The sequence below is a fragment of the Psychrobacter sp. CX14 genome (assembly GCF_057396205.2).
Map to the genome: position 1 here is coordinate 31,155 of NZ_JBXYJI020000002.1, position 15,835 is coordinate 46,989.

At 40.9% G+C, this 15,835-nt stretch carries 13 protein-coding genes and 1 pseudogene; 11 read left to right on the plus strand and 3 right to left on the minus strand.

The window, feature by feature from the left end; genetic code table 11:
- Positions 1-12: 12 nt before the first annotated feature.
- Entirely contained in the window at positions 13-948 is a 936-nt protein-coding gene (locus AC2SLO_RS12525) for an IS256 family transposase, variant Zn-binding type (protein WP_495637094.1), read from the minus strand.
- Positions 949-1,014: 66 nt separating this feature from the next.
- On the opposite strand from AC2SLO_RS12525, the pseudogene AC2SLO_RS12530 reads away from it, so the two are divergent.
- The 7 genes and pseudogenes from AC2SLO_RS12530 to AC2SLO_RS12560 all read left to right on the plus strand — a co-directional run.
- A pseudogene (locus AC2SLO_RS12530) lies at positions 1,015-1,656 on the plus strand (glycosyltransferase family 4 protein); the annotation flags it as partial.
- A 123-nt stretch (positions 1,657-1,779) separates the two neighbouring features.
- On the plus strand, positions 1,780-2,382 hold the full coding sequence (locus tag AC2SLO_RS12535; protein WP_486541477.1) for a sugar transferase: 603 nt from the start codon (positions 1,780-1,782) through the stop codon (positions 2,380-2,382).
- Positions 2,383-2,391: 9 nt separating this feature from the next.
- The gene (locus tag AC2SLO_RS12540; RefSeq protein ID WP_486541475.1) at positions 2,392-3,579 is read left to right on the plus strand and encodes a type III PLP-dependent enzyme domain-containing protein; all 1,188 of its coding nucleotides are present in this window, start codon (positions 2,392-2,394) and stop codon (positions 3,577-3,579) included.
- Positions 3,580-3,596: 17 nt separating this feature from the next.
- The gene (locus tag AC2SLO_RS12545; protein ID WP_486541473.1) at positions 3,597-4,598 is read left to right on the plus strand and encodes an NAD-dependent epimerase/dehydratase family protein; all 1,002 of its coding nucleotides are present in this window, start codon (positions 3,597-3,599) and stop codon (positions 4,596-4,598) included.
- A gap of 3 nt (positions 4,599-4,601) precedes the next feature.
- Positions 4,602-5,579, plus strand: coding sequence for an ATP-grasp domain-containing protein (locus tag AC2SLO_RS12550; RefSeq protein WP_486541471.1), 978 nt, complete (start codon positions 4,602-4,604; stop codon positions 5,577-5,579).
- Between the two features lie 51 nt (positions 5,580-5,630).
- Positions 5,631-6,836, plus strand: coding sequence for a DegT/DnrJ/EryC1/StrS family aminotransferase (locus tag AC2SLO_RS12555; protein WP_486541469.1), 1,206 nt, complete (start codon positions 5,631-5,633; stop codon positions 6,834-6,836).
- 165 nt (positions 6,837-7,001) lie between these two features.
- A complete protein-coding gene (locus AC2SLO_RS12560) occupies positions 7,002-8,480 on the plus strand; it encodes a capsule assembly Wzi family protein (RefSeq protein WP_486541468.1) in 1,479 nt (492 codons plus the stop codon).
- Positions 8,481-8,563: 83 nt separating this feature from the next.
- Here the strand turns inward: AC2SLO_RS12560 and galE are convergent, their stop codons facing one another.
- Positions 8,564-9,643, minus strand: coding sequence for a UDP-glucose 4-epimerase GalE (galE, locus tag AC2SLO_RS12565; RefSeq protein WP_486541466.1), 1,080 nt, complete (start codon positions 9,641-9,643; stop codon positions 8,564-8,566).
- Between the two features lie 165 nt (positions 9,644-9,808).
- Here galE and AC2SLO_RS12570 point away from each other — a divergent pair, with 165 nt between their 5' ends.
- Positions 9,809-11,014 carry an amino acid aminotransferase gene (locus AC2SLO_RS12570; protein ID WP_486541464.1) on the plus strand — a complete coding sequence of 402 codons (1,206 nt, stop codon included), beginning with the start codon at positions 9,809-9,811 and terminating at the stop codon, positions 11,012-11,014.
- A gap of 509 nt (positions 11,015-11,523) precedes the next feature.
- Here AC2SLO_RS12570 and AC2SLO_RS12575 read toward each other — a convergent pair.
- On the minus strand, positions 11,524-13,125 hold the full coding sequence (locus AC2SLO_RS12575) for a Na+/H+ antiporter NhaC family protein (protein WP_486541462.1): 1,602 nt from the start codon (positions 13,123-13,125) through the stop codon (positions 11,524-11,526).
- Positions 13,126-13,531: 406 nt separating this feature from the next.
- Here AC2SLO_RS12575 and AC2SLO_RS12580 point away from each other — a divergent pair, with 406 nt between their 5' ends.
- The 3 genes from AC2SLO_RS12580 to modA all read left to right on the plus strand — a co-directional run.
- Positions 13,532-14,728 carry an amino acid aminotransferase gene (locus tag AC2SLO_RS12580; protein WP_486541460.1) on the plus strand — a complete coding sequence of 399 codons (1,197 nt, stop codon included), beginning with the start codon at positions 13,532-13,534 and terminating at the stop codon, positions 14,726-14,728.
- A 157-nt stretch (positions 14,729-14,885) separates the two neighbouring features.
- Positions 14,886-15,386: a substrate-binding domain-containing protein gene (locus AC2SLO_RS12585; RefSeq protein ID WP_495637122.1), complete on the plus strand. Its 501-nt coding sequence runs from the start codon at positions 14,886-14,888 to the stop codon at positions 15,384-15,386.
- A partial coding sequence (gene modA / locus AC2SLO_RS12590) for a molybdate ABC transporter substrate-binding protein (protein WP_495637123.1) occupies positions 15,317-15,835 on the plus strand: 519 nt, incomplete at its 3' end. The genes AC2SLO_RS12585 and modA, both read left to right, overlap by 70 nt.

Below are 15,835 nucleotides of genomic sequence, written 5' to 3' on the forward strand. Positions count from 1 at the left end.
ACAAAATTCAGGCTAACCTGCAGAGTATGTCATTAAAAAGTTGTTAATAAACTTAAGCTTACGTTGTTTATTGAGCCCATTATGACTGCTTAATTGGCGTTTTAACTCGCTAAACAAACCTTCTAGAGAATTAGTTGTATTTGGAATGTTTAAGTCATCTAATTCTCTATAAGTGAATAACCAATCACTATTTACTCGCAAGCTTCTATAGGCACTTCTAAGACGCTTATGGGTGTACCAAGTCTTACCAGTATCTATATTGGTACTACGTTCATTTAAGTAGTCCTCATGAGTTAAATACCATCTATCCAAGTCCTGAATGAACGTTGTCTTATCATAATCCTTTATATTTAAAGCTAGCTGTCTAAGTGCAATACTTGCGATATTTTGAGGCCTACGAGTTAAGTATCGAGTGATGATCTGTAGCTGATGAAACTGGCACATTTGTATCGGTATATCTTTAAACAAAGCATTAAGACCTCGTCTTCCATCGCAAGTAATGCTAGTGATATCAATGCCTTGTGATTTTATATGCTCTATTCCCAGTTTATACAGAGCGTTGGTCTCATAGTGAATAATACGGTGGTGTAATACCGCTTTGCTTGTATAGTCGAGAAATACCATTAAGCCAAATGTTCTACCAAAGTAGGTCGTGTCCATCACTATGTTGGCACGAGTAGGTAGCTTATTAAGTGACTTTATCTCAATAGTATCTAGTCGCCTTTGTATGGTCTTTATGCTACAGCCATACTTATGAGCAAGTTGTTTATAAGTCTGTTTACCTTGAGTATATTCTTGCCACAAAGTTGTATTATTGAGCCGCCTGCCACCTAAAAACTGCCGATTACAAACAAGGCATTTGTACTGCTGTTTCCCTGATTTATAACCATTCTTTTTCGTGTGTTTTTCACCACAAAAAGGGCAGTTTTTTGATTCATGGCTTTCAATCCTTGCAAATACTTATAGTATATAGCTTTAAAGGGGGTCTCAGCCTGAATTTTGTCCATTACACCAAAATTAATTAATAATAAAACATCTGCAGTAGTTGTGAATGGTTCTGGTGTTGATATCTCTGAATATAACATTAACGATGCTCCATTACCTAAAATCAACAATCAGCCTGAAATAAGATTTCTATTAATCGCACGTTTATTAATAGATAAAGGTATTCGTGAGTATGCAAATGCTGCGAGAATCCTAAAATATAAATATCCACACATTAACTTTGATTTAGTTGGTTATATTGACTCGAATCCATCAGCTATAACACAACAAGAGCTCGACAGTTGGATTAAAGAAGGTCTATTCAATTTTTGGGGTCGATTGAGTGATGTTAAACCAGCTATTGTTGCAAGCTCTATATATGTATTACCTTCATATCGTGAAGGGACTCCTCGTACAGTACTTGAAGCTATGGCCATGGGAAGACCTATAATTACTACTGATGCGCCTGGCTGTCGTGAAACGGTTATTAATGGCTATAATGGATTCTTAGTCCCAGTTAAAGCAGTCAATGATCTTGTTGAGGCCATGGAAAAATTTATTCTTAATCCTGAACTCATAAGATCAATGGGTGAGGCTTCACGTAAAATTGCAGAAGATAAATTTGATGTCCATAGTGTTAATCGAGTGATGATAAATGAAATGGATCTATAATAGAACAATGCAATTAACAGTAATTATATAGTTCTGTATTATATTTAAGTTTTAGTAGATTTATCATTGACTGTTATTAAACTTGTTTAATTATTAATTTAAGATTGAGTTAGGGAGCCTTGAATGTATGAAGTTTACTATAAAAGACTGCTAGATTTCCTGTTCGCCACCTTTGGAATTGTAGTATTAAGCCCTGTATTTTTAGCAACAATGGTAGCTTTATACTACTCTAATGAGGGTAAGCCCTTCTTCATTCAGGAACGGCCAGGGAAAGATGAAAAAACTTTTAAATTAATTAAGTTTAAAACAATGAATGATAAAAAAGACTCCGAAGGGAACTTGCTACCTATGGGAGAGCGTATTACACCTTTAGGTGCTTTTTTACGAAAAACATCTTTAGATGAGATCCCACAGTTACTTAATGTTATAAAGGGTGATATGTCTTTAATAGGACCTCGCCCTTTATTAAAAGAGTACCTACCTATGTATACATCTAAACAAAGACTAAGACATTCTGTTAAACCTGGTATTACTGGCTGGGCTCAAGTGAATGGAAGAAATCAAGTAACATGGAAAGATAAGTTTGAAATGGATGTATGGTATGTAAACAATATCTCTTTTAAACTAGATTCTCTTATATTTTTCAAAACTATTAAGAAAATAATAACAAAGAGTGATGTTGCAGATATCGAATTAGCTGTAACTCAACAAGATTTTTTAGACTGAGTATAAAATATGCATAATTTAGAAACACCGGCTTTTATCGTCAAGAAAGAGACACTTGATACTAGTATACAGTCTCTCAAGTCCTCTTTATCAAAGCATTTTTCAAATAGTATTTTCAGCTATTCCTTAAAAACCAACTCGTTGCCTTACATTTTAAAAATGATAAAAGAAAACGGTGGTTATGCAGAAGTAGTTTCAAGTGATGAATATGAACTTGCCAAAATGGTTGGTTTCGATATTAAAAACATCGTTTATAATGGACCATTAAAATCTAAGTTGACATTTTTAGAAGCCGTTAAAAGTCGAGCTATTGTAAACATTGAGACTAAGCAAGAAATTGATTGGCTTTCAGAACTACCTAAAGATGAAGTTTATTCCGTAGGTATTAGAATTAATATCGACCTTGATATTCTTGCACCAGAAGATGCTAAACAAAATGAAGGTTATAGTCGCTTTGGCTTTTCTCCAGAAAATGACGAGCTGGAGTTGGCGTTACAGAAAATTGCAGAATATAGTAATATTAAGTTAGCTGGGCTACATGCTCATAGAACGACACTGTCTCGTGCTGTAAAGACCTATGAAGAAATAGCTAAATATATTGGTAAGTTAACGCAGAAACACTCTTTAGAACTGGAGTATGTCGATATCGGTGGTGGATTCTATGGCATTATGGAAGGAAAACCAACTTTCGATGAATATTTTACTGCAATAAGTAATGGTTTATCACTATATTTTGATCTAGAACAGATTACTGTTATTGTTGAACCAGGAAATGCAGTCGTTGCATCAGCCATTGATTTTGTATCGCAAGTTGTCGATGTGAAAAAAATCAAAGACTTTTATGCTATTACAACTGATGGCTCTAGAAACGACTTAGACCCTTTTTATAGAAAACAAAGCTACTTCTATTCGATACTTTCTAATAATACTATAACTCCTCAAGTACCGTTGCAGATAATAGCTGGAGGTACTTGTTTAGAGTACGATAAAATCTTTGAGATTCAGGATTCAAAGTTATTAAAAATAGGCGATAAGATCCATTATAAATCTGTTGGGGCCTATACAATGACTCTCTCACCTTTATTTATTAGATACTTTCCTAATGTATATTTATTAGAAAAAGATAATAGTTATAATCTAATTAGGAAAAAATGGTCTGCATCTGACTTCTTCAATATATACAACACAACTAAATAAAATAGCGAATGAGTAATATGAGAAAAATTATTGTATTTGGTGCCACAGGTAATCTTGGTGCCTACACATCTGTCCATCTAAAAGAACTTGGCTATGATGTATATGCGGTTGGATCAAGACCCTCTGATAATGGTTTTTTTGAATCAAAAGGTATGCACTACTTCTCTGTTGATATTACAAATAAAGAATCTTTTGATTGCCTACCTATGGATATTTATGGTGTCGTTCATCTGGCAGGAGAACTCCCCTCTCGCTATAACTACAATCCGGCAGCCTTGGTTTTATCTATAACCATAGGCACATTAAATGTTTTAGAATATATGGTTAAAGCAGGTGGTCAAAGAATCGTTTTTCCACAAACCCCTTTTGACCAATATCAATATCATAATACTCCGAATGAGATTAAAGCGGATGAACCAAAAAGCTTTCCTTTAACTGGTGATCATTCTGTTTATACAATCGCTAAAAATGCGGCCGTAGACTTAATAGACCATTATGCGGCGACGTACGACTTTAGAAGATTTCATCTCAGATTTTTTACCATATATAACTATCATCCTAATCCTTATCACTACTCCAACTTTAAACGTCAAATGATGCCCTACCGTATGCTAATGGATAGGGCTCAAAAATCATTAGATATCGAGGTTTGGGGTGATGCGACCCGATCAAAGGAAATGGTATATATTAAAGACTTTACACAAGTTGTCGGACAATGTTTTGAGGCTGACGCTCCTGGCGGTATGTATAATGTTGGTGGCAAGGAAGTTTCGCTTGAAGAACAAATTGATGGAATTATTGAGGTCTTTTCACCAAAAAACAATCCTTCTCAGAAAATTTATAAACCTGAAAAACCAGATCCCTTATTAGCAAAATTTGACATTTCGAAAACTGAAGATGAACTTGGATTCCAGCAGCAGTACTCTTATTTAGAATCATTGATAGACTTTAAAAATGAAATGCAAGCAGAACCTTTTGCTCTACTCTGGGGTAAAAAAGAAGACTTCATAGAGGATTAGATTATGAAAATGCTATTTTGTAGTGTAGGACGTAGAGCAAAACTTCTTCAAAATCTTAAAGGCTATAATATCGACGCAGAAATATTTGCGACTGATTGTAGTAAATACGCTCCAGCTCTATATTCCGCTGATAAACCATTTTTATCACCCCGTATAGATGATCCATCATATTTATCATATATTCTAGAGTTATGTAAAGATAATTCAATTCAAGCTATTACAACTCTTATCGATCCTGAAATCGAAGTTTTATCGAATAACAGAGATAAGTTTATTAGTCTTGGTGTACTACCTTTATGCCCTTCTTATGAAACAGCTAGACTATGTTTTGATAAGTTTGAGATGTATAAATTCTTAGCTGAAAAAAATATCGATACTGTTCTTACCTATGATAGTTTAGAAAGTTTCAAGTCAGGTCTAAGGGATAATAAAATTAACTTTCCTGTATTTATCAAACCAAGAACTGGAAGCGCCAGTGTTGGGGCTGAGAAAATAAATAATTTAACTCAGCTTGAAGCTCGAATAAACAGCTATAGTGATAACCATTTCATAATTCAAGAACTAATGAGTGGTGAAGACATAGATGTAGACGTTTATGTGGACTGTATTAGTAATAAAGCTGTAACTGCATTTTCTAAAAAGAAAATCGAAACTAAGATAGGTGGCGCCAGTAAAACTGTATCATTTAAAGACGAATCTCTTTTTGATTTAGTTAAAGAAATTATTCCTTATTTTAATTTCTATGGGCCAATTGATATAGACTTTTTCTACAAAGATGGAAAATACTTCTTATCTGAAATAAATCCTCGATTTGGTGGTGCTTATCTGCATGCATTTGGTGCGGGTGTCAATTTCTATGAATTGATACAAAATAACGTTAACCAAATCGTAAATACTGAAAGCTTTGGTAACTACGATGAAGGCGTAGTTATGATGATGTTCGATGACGTAGTAATAAAACCCAGCTCTGAACTTGCCTAAGATTTTGCTTAACTTATTAGCCGATAAATAAAAATATACGGATTTATAATCATGCTAAATACTCAATTCCAACCTTGGCCTAGCTTTACTCAAGAGGAAGCTGATGCGGTTAGTCGTGTCCTGTTATCTAATAAAGTCAACTATTGGACCGGACAAGAGGGTCGCGAATTTGAAAAAGAATTTGCAAAGTGGGCCGATAGCGAGTACGCCGTGGCTATGGGTAATGGGACGTTAGCCTTGGATGTCGCATTACAAGCTTTAGAACTACAGTCTGGCGATGAAGTTATCGTTACGCCACGTACCTTTATCGCTAGTATCTCTAGTGTGGTCAATGCCGGTCTGACACCTGTATTTGCTGATATCGATAAAGATAGTGGCAATATCTCTCCAGAGACCATAGAAGCCGTAATCACCGATAAAACACGCGCTATCGTTTGTGTCCACTTAGCAGGATGGCCGTGTGATATGGATGGCATCATGGCACTTGCTGAAAAGCATAAACTATACGTGATTGAAGACTGTGCGCAAGCTCATGGTGCTAAATATAAAGGTCGCAGTGTAGGTAGTATTGGGCATATTGGCGCTTGGAGCTTTTGTCAGGACAAGATCATGACCACAGGTGGTGAAGGTGGTATGGTCACGACCAATGATGAAACGCTTTGGCGTAAAATGTGGGCCTATAAAGATCACGGTAAAAGCTATGCCGCTGTCTATGAAACCGAACACCCACCCGGCTATCGCTGGCTACACGAAAGCTTCGGAACCAACTGGCGACTGACAGAAATGCAGTCTGTCATCGGTCGTATTCAACTGACGCGTATGTCTGACTGGACCATTAAACGTACTAAAAACGCACAAGCGATCTTACAAGCGTGCCAGCAATGGGAAGAAAAAGGCTATCTTAATGTGCCTGTGATGGAACAGACGTCAGGCTTTGAAAACTGCACCCATGCTTACTACAAACTATATGTCTATGTAAACCTTGAGAACCTACCGGAAGGCTGGTCGCGTGATCGTATTATCGACGAGATAAATGCGTTAGGTGTTCCTTGCTACTCAGGCTCTGCCTCTGAGGTCTATTTAGAAAAAGCCTTTGATAATACTGGCCTTCGTCCAGATCCGAGACTACCCGTCGCTAAACAGTTGGGCGAAACCAGCTTGATGTTCTTGGTACATCCTACATTGCTAGATAGTGAAATTGATAAAACAACCCAAGCCATTCAAACTGTCTTTTCTAAGATTGATAAAGACGCCTAATATATGCCTTCGGAATAAGCTTACTTGCTTATATAAAACCTATTAAATAAAGACTTATTACTAAATAGGTCTTTATTTATGAGCTATAAAAAAGCACAATTAATATTATTTTTCTATGATAATCAACATAGAACATTACTCTGACAATTTTTAAGGCCCTTTGCTATGAAAGCATTATCAAACCCTATCAAATTAAGCCTATTATTAGGTATTACGCTAGCCAGTAGTACTGTCTTCGCTCAAAACTTACACATGAACGACATGAGCCTAAAGTCTGAGCTTGATTGGTTACAAGCGCAAGGCGTGATCCAGATTAGCACGAGCACATGGCCTCTGACTGCTAATGAGATTAATCGAGCGTTGTCGAATGCAAAAATTCAGACCACTGAACAGCAACAAATTATTCAATCTGTACGTTATACACTGAGTAAGCAGCCTAAGTCATTAGTGAATACTAAAGTATCTGCCTATGGACAAACCAGCAGAGAGCAACTACCTCAAAGCTTTGCTGATGATAAGATGGCAGACTTCGGAGCCAGCGCTCAAGCAGGAATGAGTGAAGATGATTGGGAGTTTAATGTACAGGTTAATCTAAAAGATGACGATTTAATTGATGACGATGATGTCAGCTTTGAAGGGTCGTACATTGCCGGTAAATATGCTAATCAATGGCTGATAGCTGGTCAAATACCCACATGGTGGGGCCCTGGTAATGATGGTAGCTTAATTCGCGGTGATGCGTCTCGCCCTGTCATGGGGGTTACTATGCAGCGTGATACGCAAGCGGCACCAAGTAATCGCTATCTAAACTGGATTGGCCCATGGCAGTATCAGTTATTTGCGGGTCAGTTAGAGGATTATAAAGCGGCTGATGATGCAAAGCTAATTGGTATGCGTTTGACAGCGAACCCTACTGACTGGTTAGAGCTTGGTGCATCTCGTAGCTTTATGTGGGGCGGTGATGGACGTCCTGAAAATTGGGATTCGTTTTGGGATGCTTTAAAAGGTACTAAGGATAATGGTGGTACAGGCGATCCTGACCCTGCAAACCAATTAGGGGGTTTTGATGCTCGTGTAAATTTAGCATCTTTGATTAACGCACCTGTCGGTGTATATGGTCAGTACATTGGTGAAGATGAAGCTGGTGGCCTACCCGCTAAAAACATGTACCTTGCTGGCGCTGATTATGCATCAAGCTTTAATACCGAACAATTTGGTGCGGTGCCTTACCAACTATATACGGAGTGGACAGATACCCTTACTAGCGGTGATGTGAGGGGTATCTCTTATAATCATAGTAATTATACCGATGGTTATTATCAACAAGGCTATCCATTGGGTTATGCTTTAGGTGGAGACACAGAGAGTATCGCTATTGGTGGCAAGCTTTGGTTAGATAATCAAAACTTTATTAATGCCAAAATGCAGTATGCCAAAGTAAATCAATCTGGCAAAGTTGGTAGCCGCTCATATAATAATAACCATGCTTTCCCTGAATCAGACAAGTTAAAAGTATTGGATGTTGCATGGGAGCATCAACTAAATCCAAAAACCTTGATTTCGAGCCGTGCTTGGGTATCTGATTCTGATATTCACTCAACAGATATCGGTGGTGGTATTGGTATTGAGTTTAATAACTTTTAAACGTTAAGCCTAGATTATAAAATAAAAAGCAGTCGCTTAATTAAAATTTAGCGGCTGCTTTTTATTGCCTACTATCAGGATTTTTACTTATAGCCGTCAGGATTCTGACTTTGCCAGTGCCAACTGTCTTTACACATATTCTCAATCGTTAGTTCAGCCTCCCAACCCAATAAAGCTTTTGCCTTATCAGCCCCTGCATAACAAGCAGCTATATCACCTGGGCGTCTAGCACTTATCTGATAAGGTACCTTTTGACCTGTTGCCGTTTCGAAAGCGTCTACTAATTGTAGAACCGAGCTTCCATTACCAGTCCCTAAATTAATCGCCTCAAAACCCAAACCTGTTTTAGACGCTTGATGACTCTGCTCTAGATAGTCTAAAGCAGCCACGTGACCTTTAGCTAAGTCGACTACATGAATAAAGTCGCGTACGCCTGTACCATCAACCGTATCATAGTCCCCACCAAAGACACTTAACTGCTTAAGCTTACCGACGGCGACTTGGCTAATATAAGGCATTAAATTATTGGGGATACCATTAGGGTCTTCCCCGATTAACCCTGAGCTATGTGCCCCTACCGGATTAAAGTAACGTAGACACGCAATATTCCAACTAGGTTCTGCTTTAGCTAAGTCTTGTAAAATATATTCAACTGTTAGCTTGGATTGACCATAAGGATTGGTGCAAGATCTGGGTGCTGTTTCAGGAATTGGTAAGATTTCAGGATCGCCATACACCGTGGCTGAGGATGAGAAAACAAAGTTTCTCACATTATGCGCTTGCATTGCCTCTAATAAGACCAATGTACCGGTGACATTATTTTTGTAGTATTTAAGTGGCTGTGCTACTGACTCACCAACCGCCTTTAATCCTGCAAAGTGAATAACACCGAAAAAGTCATGCTCTGAAAACACTTGATTTAACAGCTCACCATCAAGCACATCCCCTTTTATAAAAGGTATCTCCTTACCCGCGATTTGCTCAGTACGTTTTAATGCCTCAAGATGACTGTTTGATAAATTGTCATAGACCACCACATCATAGCCTGCTTCAATCAGCTCGATACAAGTATGTGAGCCGATATAGCCAACGCCACCAGTAACTAATATCTTATTAGTTTGACTTTTATCAGTCGTTGCATTTTCAGTATTGGTTAAGATCATAAAGTGGTCTCATTGATTGATTCAGTATGTATTGGTTCATTACGTCTTACATTATACAAGTTATTAGTTGATAAGTAAGGAAACTAAACAATCTTAGATTGAGTTAACCCTCATTCTGGTTTATCCTTTGTATGCTATGACTCACCAACCTGTAAAGGATAAAATATGTTTGATCGTGTCGATTATTACCCTGGTGACCCCATTTTAGGTCTTAATAAGAAATTTGCCACTGACCCAAACCCTAATAAAGTCAATCTTGGTGTGGGCGTGTATTATGATGAAGACGGTAAATTGCCGGTACTGGACTGTGTGAAGACAGCAGAACAGCGTATTGCAGACCCTATCACTCCGCGTCCCTACCTACCGATGGAAGGCCTACCTGGACACCGTAAAGCGTGCCAAGAGCTATTATTTGGTAAAGGTGCTCAAGTACTAGAAGACAAACGTGTGGCAACCATTGCCACAGTGGGCGGCTCTGGGGCGCTTAAAATCGGCGCGGAATTTATCAATGAATGGTTCCCTGATGCCAAAGCCTATGTCAGTGACCCAACCTGGGGCAACCACATCTCTATCTTTGAGTACAGCAATGTGCCTGTGGCGAAGTATCCGTACTATGACAAAGCCAGCAACAGCGTCAAATTTGATGAGATGGTGGCCTTCTTTGAAGCCTTGAATAAAAACGACGTCGTCATCCTGCATCCTTGCTGTCATAACCCTACCGGTATGGACTTGACACCTGCGCAATGGGACAAAGTACTCGAGGTCATCCAAACCCGTGAGTTAATCCCGTTTATGGATATCGCCTATCAAGGCTTTGGCGAAGACATGGACAGCGACGTGTATGCGATTCGCAAAGCGGTCGATATGGGCTTGCCACTGTTTGTCAGTAACTCATTCTCTAAAAACTTATCATTATATGGTGAGCGTGTCGGCGGTCTATCGGTGGTCTGCCCGACCGCTGAGCTTGCCGATAGAGTATTTGGTCAATTGCAATTTACGGTGCGCCGTACATACTCAAACCCACCGTCACATGGCGGTCATATCGTCGATATCGTCATGAATGATGACGCGCTATATGAGCAATGGGTCAGCGAAGTGTATGGTATGCGTGACCGTATCAAAGCCATGCGCTTAAAGCTTAAATCAGTGCTTGAAGCGAAAGTACCCGGTCGTAACTTTGACTATCTGACTACCCAAAATGGTATGTTTAGCTTCACTGGTCTCACGCCTGAGCAAGTCGAACGCTTAAGAGCGGAGTTTGGGGTATATATGGTGTCCAACTCACGTATGTGTGTGGCGGGACTCAATACCAGCAACATCGATTATGTGGCGAATGCGATGGCGGAAGTGTTAAAGGACGATGCTAATTAAAGCTTAATACTTTTGGTATTTCTAATTTTTTAATATCTGGGCTGAACAATTTAATTGTTCAGCTTTTTTTTATGAAATCCCAACCGAAAATCCCCCCAGCCCTCCTTTAAGTAATCCTCCCCAGCCCTCCTTTGAGAAAGGAAGGAGTTAAAAAATCCATCCCAACCTTCCTTTGAGAAAGGAAGGGGGTTAAATCCATCCCAGCCTTGCTTTTGAGAAAAGAAGACATTAATTCAGATTACGATAGATAGTGGTAAACGACAGGATGTGACCGCTAGCCCAGATTGCAGTGGATATACTGCCTGACGGTGCAAATTGCGATGGCTGGGGGTTGGCTGGCACGCGAAGCAGGTGACAGTCAACGCCCACTTGCCAACGCTTTGCACAGACGGGCAGATAGTAGCACAAAGCTGGATCAGCTCCTGTTGTATTATCGCCTTCATACTGTTAATACGATGCATTGCACCCGTTTAGTGTGGCAGGTTGATGGTTATTGTTGGGTGTTATTGTCATTGATCGTTATGAGGATTGGCTAGGGTTTTGGGTTGTTTTTGACTAATGGTAAAGCCGGTAAAGCCAAATATCAGGGTCAATAACAACGACAAGTAACAAAAGAACGCGTAAGGCAGATAATCCAATACCGGAACGTCTAACGCTTGGCTAATAAAGACCCCGCAGACACTCCACGGCACTAACGGGTTAATCACCGTGCCCGCATCTTCGAGGGTGCGCGATAAATTCTTCGGATGGAGGTTGAGACGCTCAAAGGTCGGTCTAAACGCGGTGCCCGCCAGCAATAGACTTAAATACTGCTCGCCAATCAATACGTTGACACTCAGTGCGGTCATGGCAGCGGCAAATATGGCTTGTCCGGCATTGGTTAAGGTATCGCGTAGCCCTGATAACAAAGCAGGTAAGATACCCAAGGCTTTTAGCAGTCCGCCTAAGCTTAACGCCAATATCACAATGGTCTGGGTAAAGAACATACTTTGCACCCCGCCCCGTGACAACATATCGCCGACGTCACCCAATTCTAACGACTGCCCAGAGGGGCCAGTTGGCGTATAGCCTGCAAAGAAGTAACCACCCAATTGCTCGATGCTGAGCGTGCTGTGGCTAAATGTAATGACTAACGCGGTGAGGATAGTGGCGATAATTGTGTAAATGGCGTTGACGCGCAGTAGGGCCAATACGATCAATACCACAAACGGCAATACCGCATAGGGGTGTACTAAGCCGCTGTCGATCAATTGTGCTTGCAGGACGGTGACTTTACTAAGACCGCCGCTTTGGCTCAGTTCGCTTGCTTGACTAAGAACCTCGCCTTGCGCCAATGCCGTGACTTGAGCCAATTCTGGACTGTGAGTCTGCCCTGAGAATAGCCAAAATAATGCGACACTGATTAGCCATGCCGGTACGGTGGTATATACCATATTGCGAAGGTGCTCGAATAAATCAATACCGACCACAGACGAGGCGATAGTGCCCGTATCTGATAGCGGCGACATCTTATCACCAAAGAATGCGCCAGAGACCACCGCACCCGCCGCTATCGCCACATTGGCATCGAAGGCATGGCTCATGCCAATAAACGCAACGCCTAAGGTAGCAACGGTGGTGAGACTACTGCCCAAGGCAATACCGATAATCGAGGTCAATACAAACGCTGAGATATAATAAAAATCAGGTGAGATCAGCTCAAAGCCATAATACATGAGGGTCGGAATGGCGCCAGACATCATCAAAGCGGCGACCATCAGTCCGATAAAGAAAAACAAATAGATGGCGCCAATACCACTCATCACCCCTTCTGCCATGTGGGCTTGCATCTGCTGAAAGCTTAGACCTCGAGTCTTACCAATAAAGAATAAAAAGCAAATCGCCAATAGCAACGACAAGTGAGGCACCCAGCCAAAGCCTATCATGGTGATACCCATAACCAATATCACTAGGCCAGCAATGATAAGCGCCCATAGTGGCGTGGGCAGTGGACTTTGCGGTGGACTGGGCGGGCGGCTGTGTGGTGGGCTGTGTGGCGCACTTTGCGGTTGAGTGGACTGGTTTAGATCTGGGGACGGTTGTTGTGCGGTGTCTGTCTGCGCTGTCGTCATACACGCTTCCTCCTGTTGACCCAATAATGAAATAGCGGGTATTTTTGCTCCGGGATTTATTGATAGATTTGCTGTTTTGTAACGGCTGTTTTGCTTTGGCTGTTTTGGGTTGTGTCAGTTTTAGTGTTCTATTTTTCGAGCTATGTTTTTGAGCTATGCTGTCGAGCTATCTATCTACCTATATTGCTACCTATATTGGTACTGTTATTGCGACCGATAGGTTTGGACACTATGTTACGGACGCATCATAGCAATTATCACTAATTTTACCTATACTTTAATCATAAACCCAAATCATAATCCCAATAGTTATATTAATAACAATAAAGTGGCTTATTGTTGCTCAATGCGGCTCATGAACGTTATGAAGGTCAATAAAGGGCAACGTAAAACGTAAGGTTCTAAAATGTTTAAACATGTCGAGTTTTATGCAGGTGATCCCATCTTAGAATTGGTGGGTCAATATTTGGCGGACATCAATCCTAATAAAGTAAACTTGGGGGTTGGTATATACTTGGATGAGCACGGTCAGCTACCGGTACTAGAGTGCGTGAAGACAGCAGAAGCACGTCTGTCCGATCCTATTGTTCCGCGTCCTTATCTGCCGATGGAGGGACTGGTCGGCTTTCAAAAAGCCTGTCAAAACTTAGTGTTTGGTAAAGATGCGGAAGTATTACAACAAAATCGTGTCGCGACCATTGGCACAGTCGGAGCCTCTGGCGCTTTGAAAGTCGGTGCGGAATTTATCGATGCTTGGTTCCCAAAATCAAAATGCTACGTGAGCGACCCAACTTGGGTCAATCATGTTGCTATTTTTGAAGGTAGCGGTGTTGAAGTGGGTAGCTATCCTTACTATGACACAGAGACGGGCGGACTTAAATTTGAGGCGCTGATCGCCTTCTTTAAGAGCCTGAATAAACACGATGTGGTGCTGATGCATCCTTGTTGTCACAACCCCACTGGCGTTGACTTGACGCATGAGCAATGGGACACCGTACTGGAAGTGGTGAAAGAGCGTGAGCTTATCCCGTTTATGGACATTGCCTATCAAGGCTTTGGTGAGGACTTAGACAGCGATGCTTATGCGATTCGCAAAGCGGTAGAATTGGGCTTGCCAGTGTTTGTCAGTAACTCATATTCGAAAAATCTGTCTTTGTATGGGGAGCGTGTCGGTGGCCTGTCTATCGTCTGCCCGTCAGAGGATGAGGCAACGCGGGTATTTGGGCAACTGAAGCTTATCGTACGCCGTCTGTACTCTACCCCACCATTCCACGGAGAACATGTGGTCAATATCGTCATGGGTGACGATGCGTTGTACGAGCAATGGGTAGGTGAATTATATGCTATGCGAGATCGTATCAAAGCTATGCGCTATAAGCTCAAGTCGGTATTAGAAGCTAAACTACCTGCTCATAACTTTGATTATCTGACGTCTCAAAAGGGGATGTTTAGCTTCACCGGCTTGACCCCTGAACAGGTCGATCGCCTACGAGAAGACTATGCCATCTATCTATTGGCCACTTCTCGAATGTGTGTCGCCGGCTTAAATACTCATAATGTCGATTATGTCGCTAATGCGATCGCAGAAGTGCTGCAACAGTGATGTCGCGATACTAAATTAGGCACTTAACTTTCATTCGATTAAAGACGTCAACATGGGTTTCGCTGCGCTACACCACACGCTAAATATGTTAGTAGTTCGCTGACTATGACTATTCTTGTTTGCGTCAGTTTTAATCCCAATATTATCTAGGTGACCCATGTTCGCCCTATTGACTCATAAACCAGCGCTAACCTCTAAGCCAACCATAACCCTGACGTTGCGTCTAAAACAACTGGTATTATTGCCACTGGCTGTCCTGATTGCTAGCTGCTCAAATGATCAAGCAAGCAATCAGAACAGCAATCAATCTAGCATTCATAACAACAGCGACAACAACACTGCCACGCAATCTCAAACAAAGCCAAAAACAGTTGAGCATAACACCAGCGAAGACACTGAGGTTTTGCGTATCGCAGCAGCGGCAAACTTAGCAGGTGTATTACCATCTATAATTGATGAGTATAATGAAAACCATTCAGCTCAAGACTCAGTAAAGGCAAATGATAATACCCATATAGAGGTTACCTATGCGTCCTCTGGTAAGTTGTACGCTCAGATTAACTCTGGCGCACCTTATGATATTTTTTTATCAGCGGATCAAAGTTATCCGAAAAATACGCTCAGCAGCACCAGAAACAATCAGAGCAAGGCTCGTTAGCGCAGTCTTATCAGCCCTTTACTTATGCGCGGGGTCAATTGGCGTTATACAGTAGCAAGCATCCGTTAAATAATAAGCAAGAGGCAGATAAGTCTAAACTAAGTAGTACGCAAGTGAATCAGCTGCTTTCGAACGATATGGCAACTCAGCCGACATTGAAAATTGCGATTGCCAATCCAGAACTCGCCCCTTACGGCGCATCAGCCAAAGCATTTTTGGAACAGCAAAGACTCTATCAAACCTTAAGCGCTAACAAAAATATCATTCAAGCAGAAAATATCAGCCAAGCCTTTCAATATACGCATACCGCCAGTACCGATTATGGCTTTGTTGCGCTATCACAATTAGTCAGTGCCGATATTAATTCCAGCCAATATATCCCTTTGGCACCGGACAGTTACCCTGCCATCCTACAAGATGGTATTGTTATCAGTCAGCACCCAAAGGCG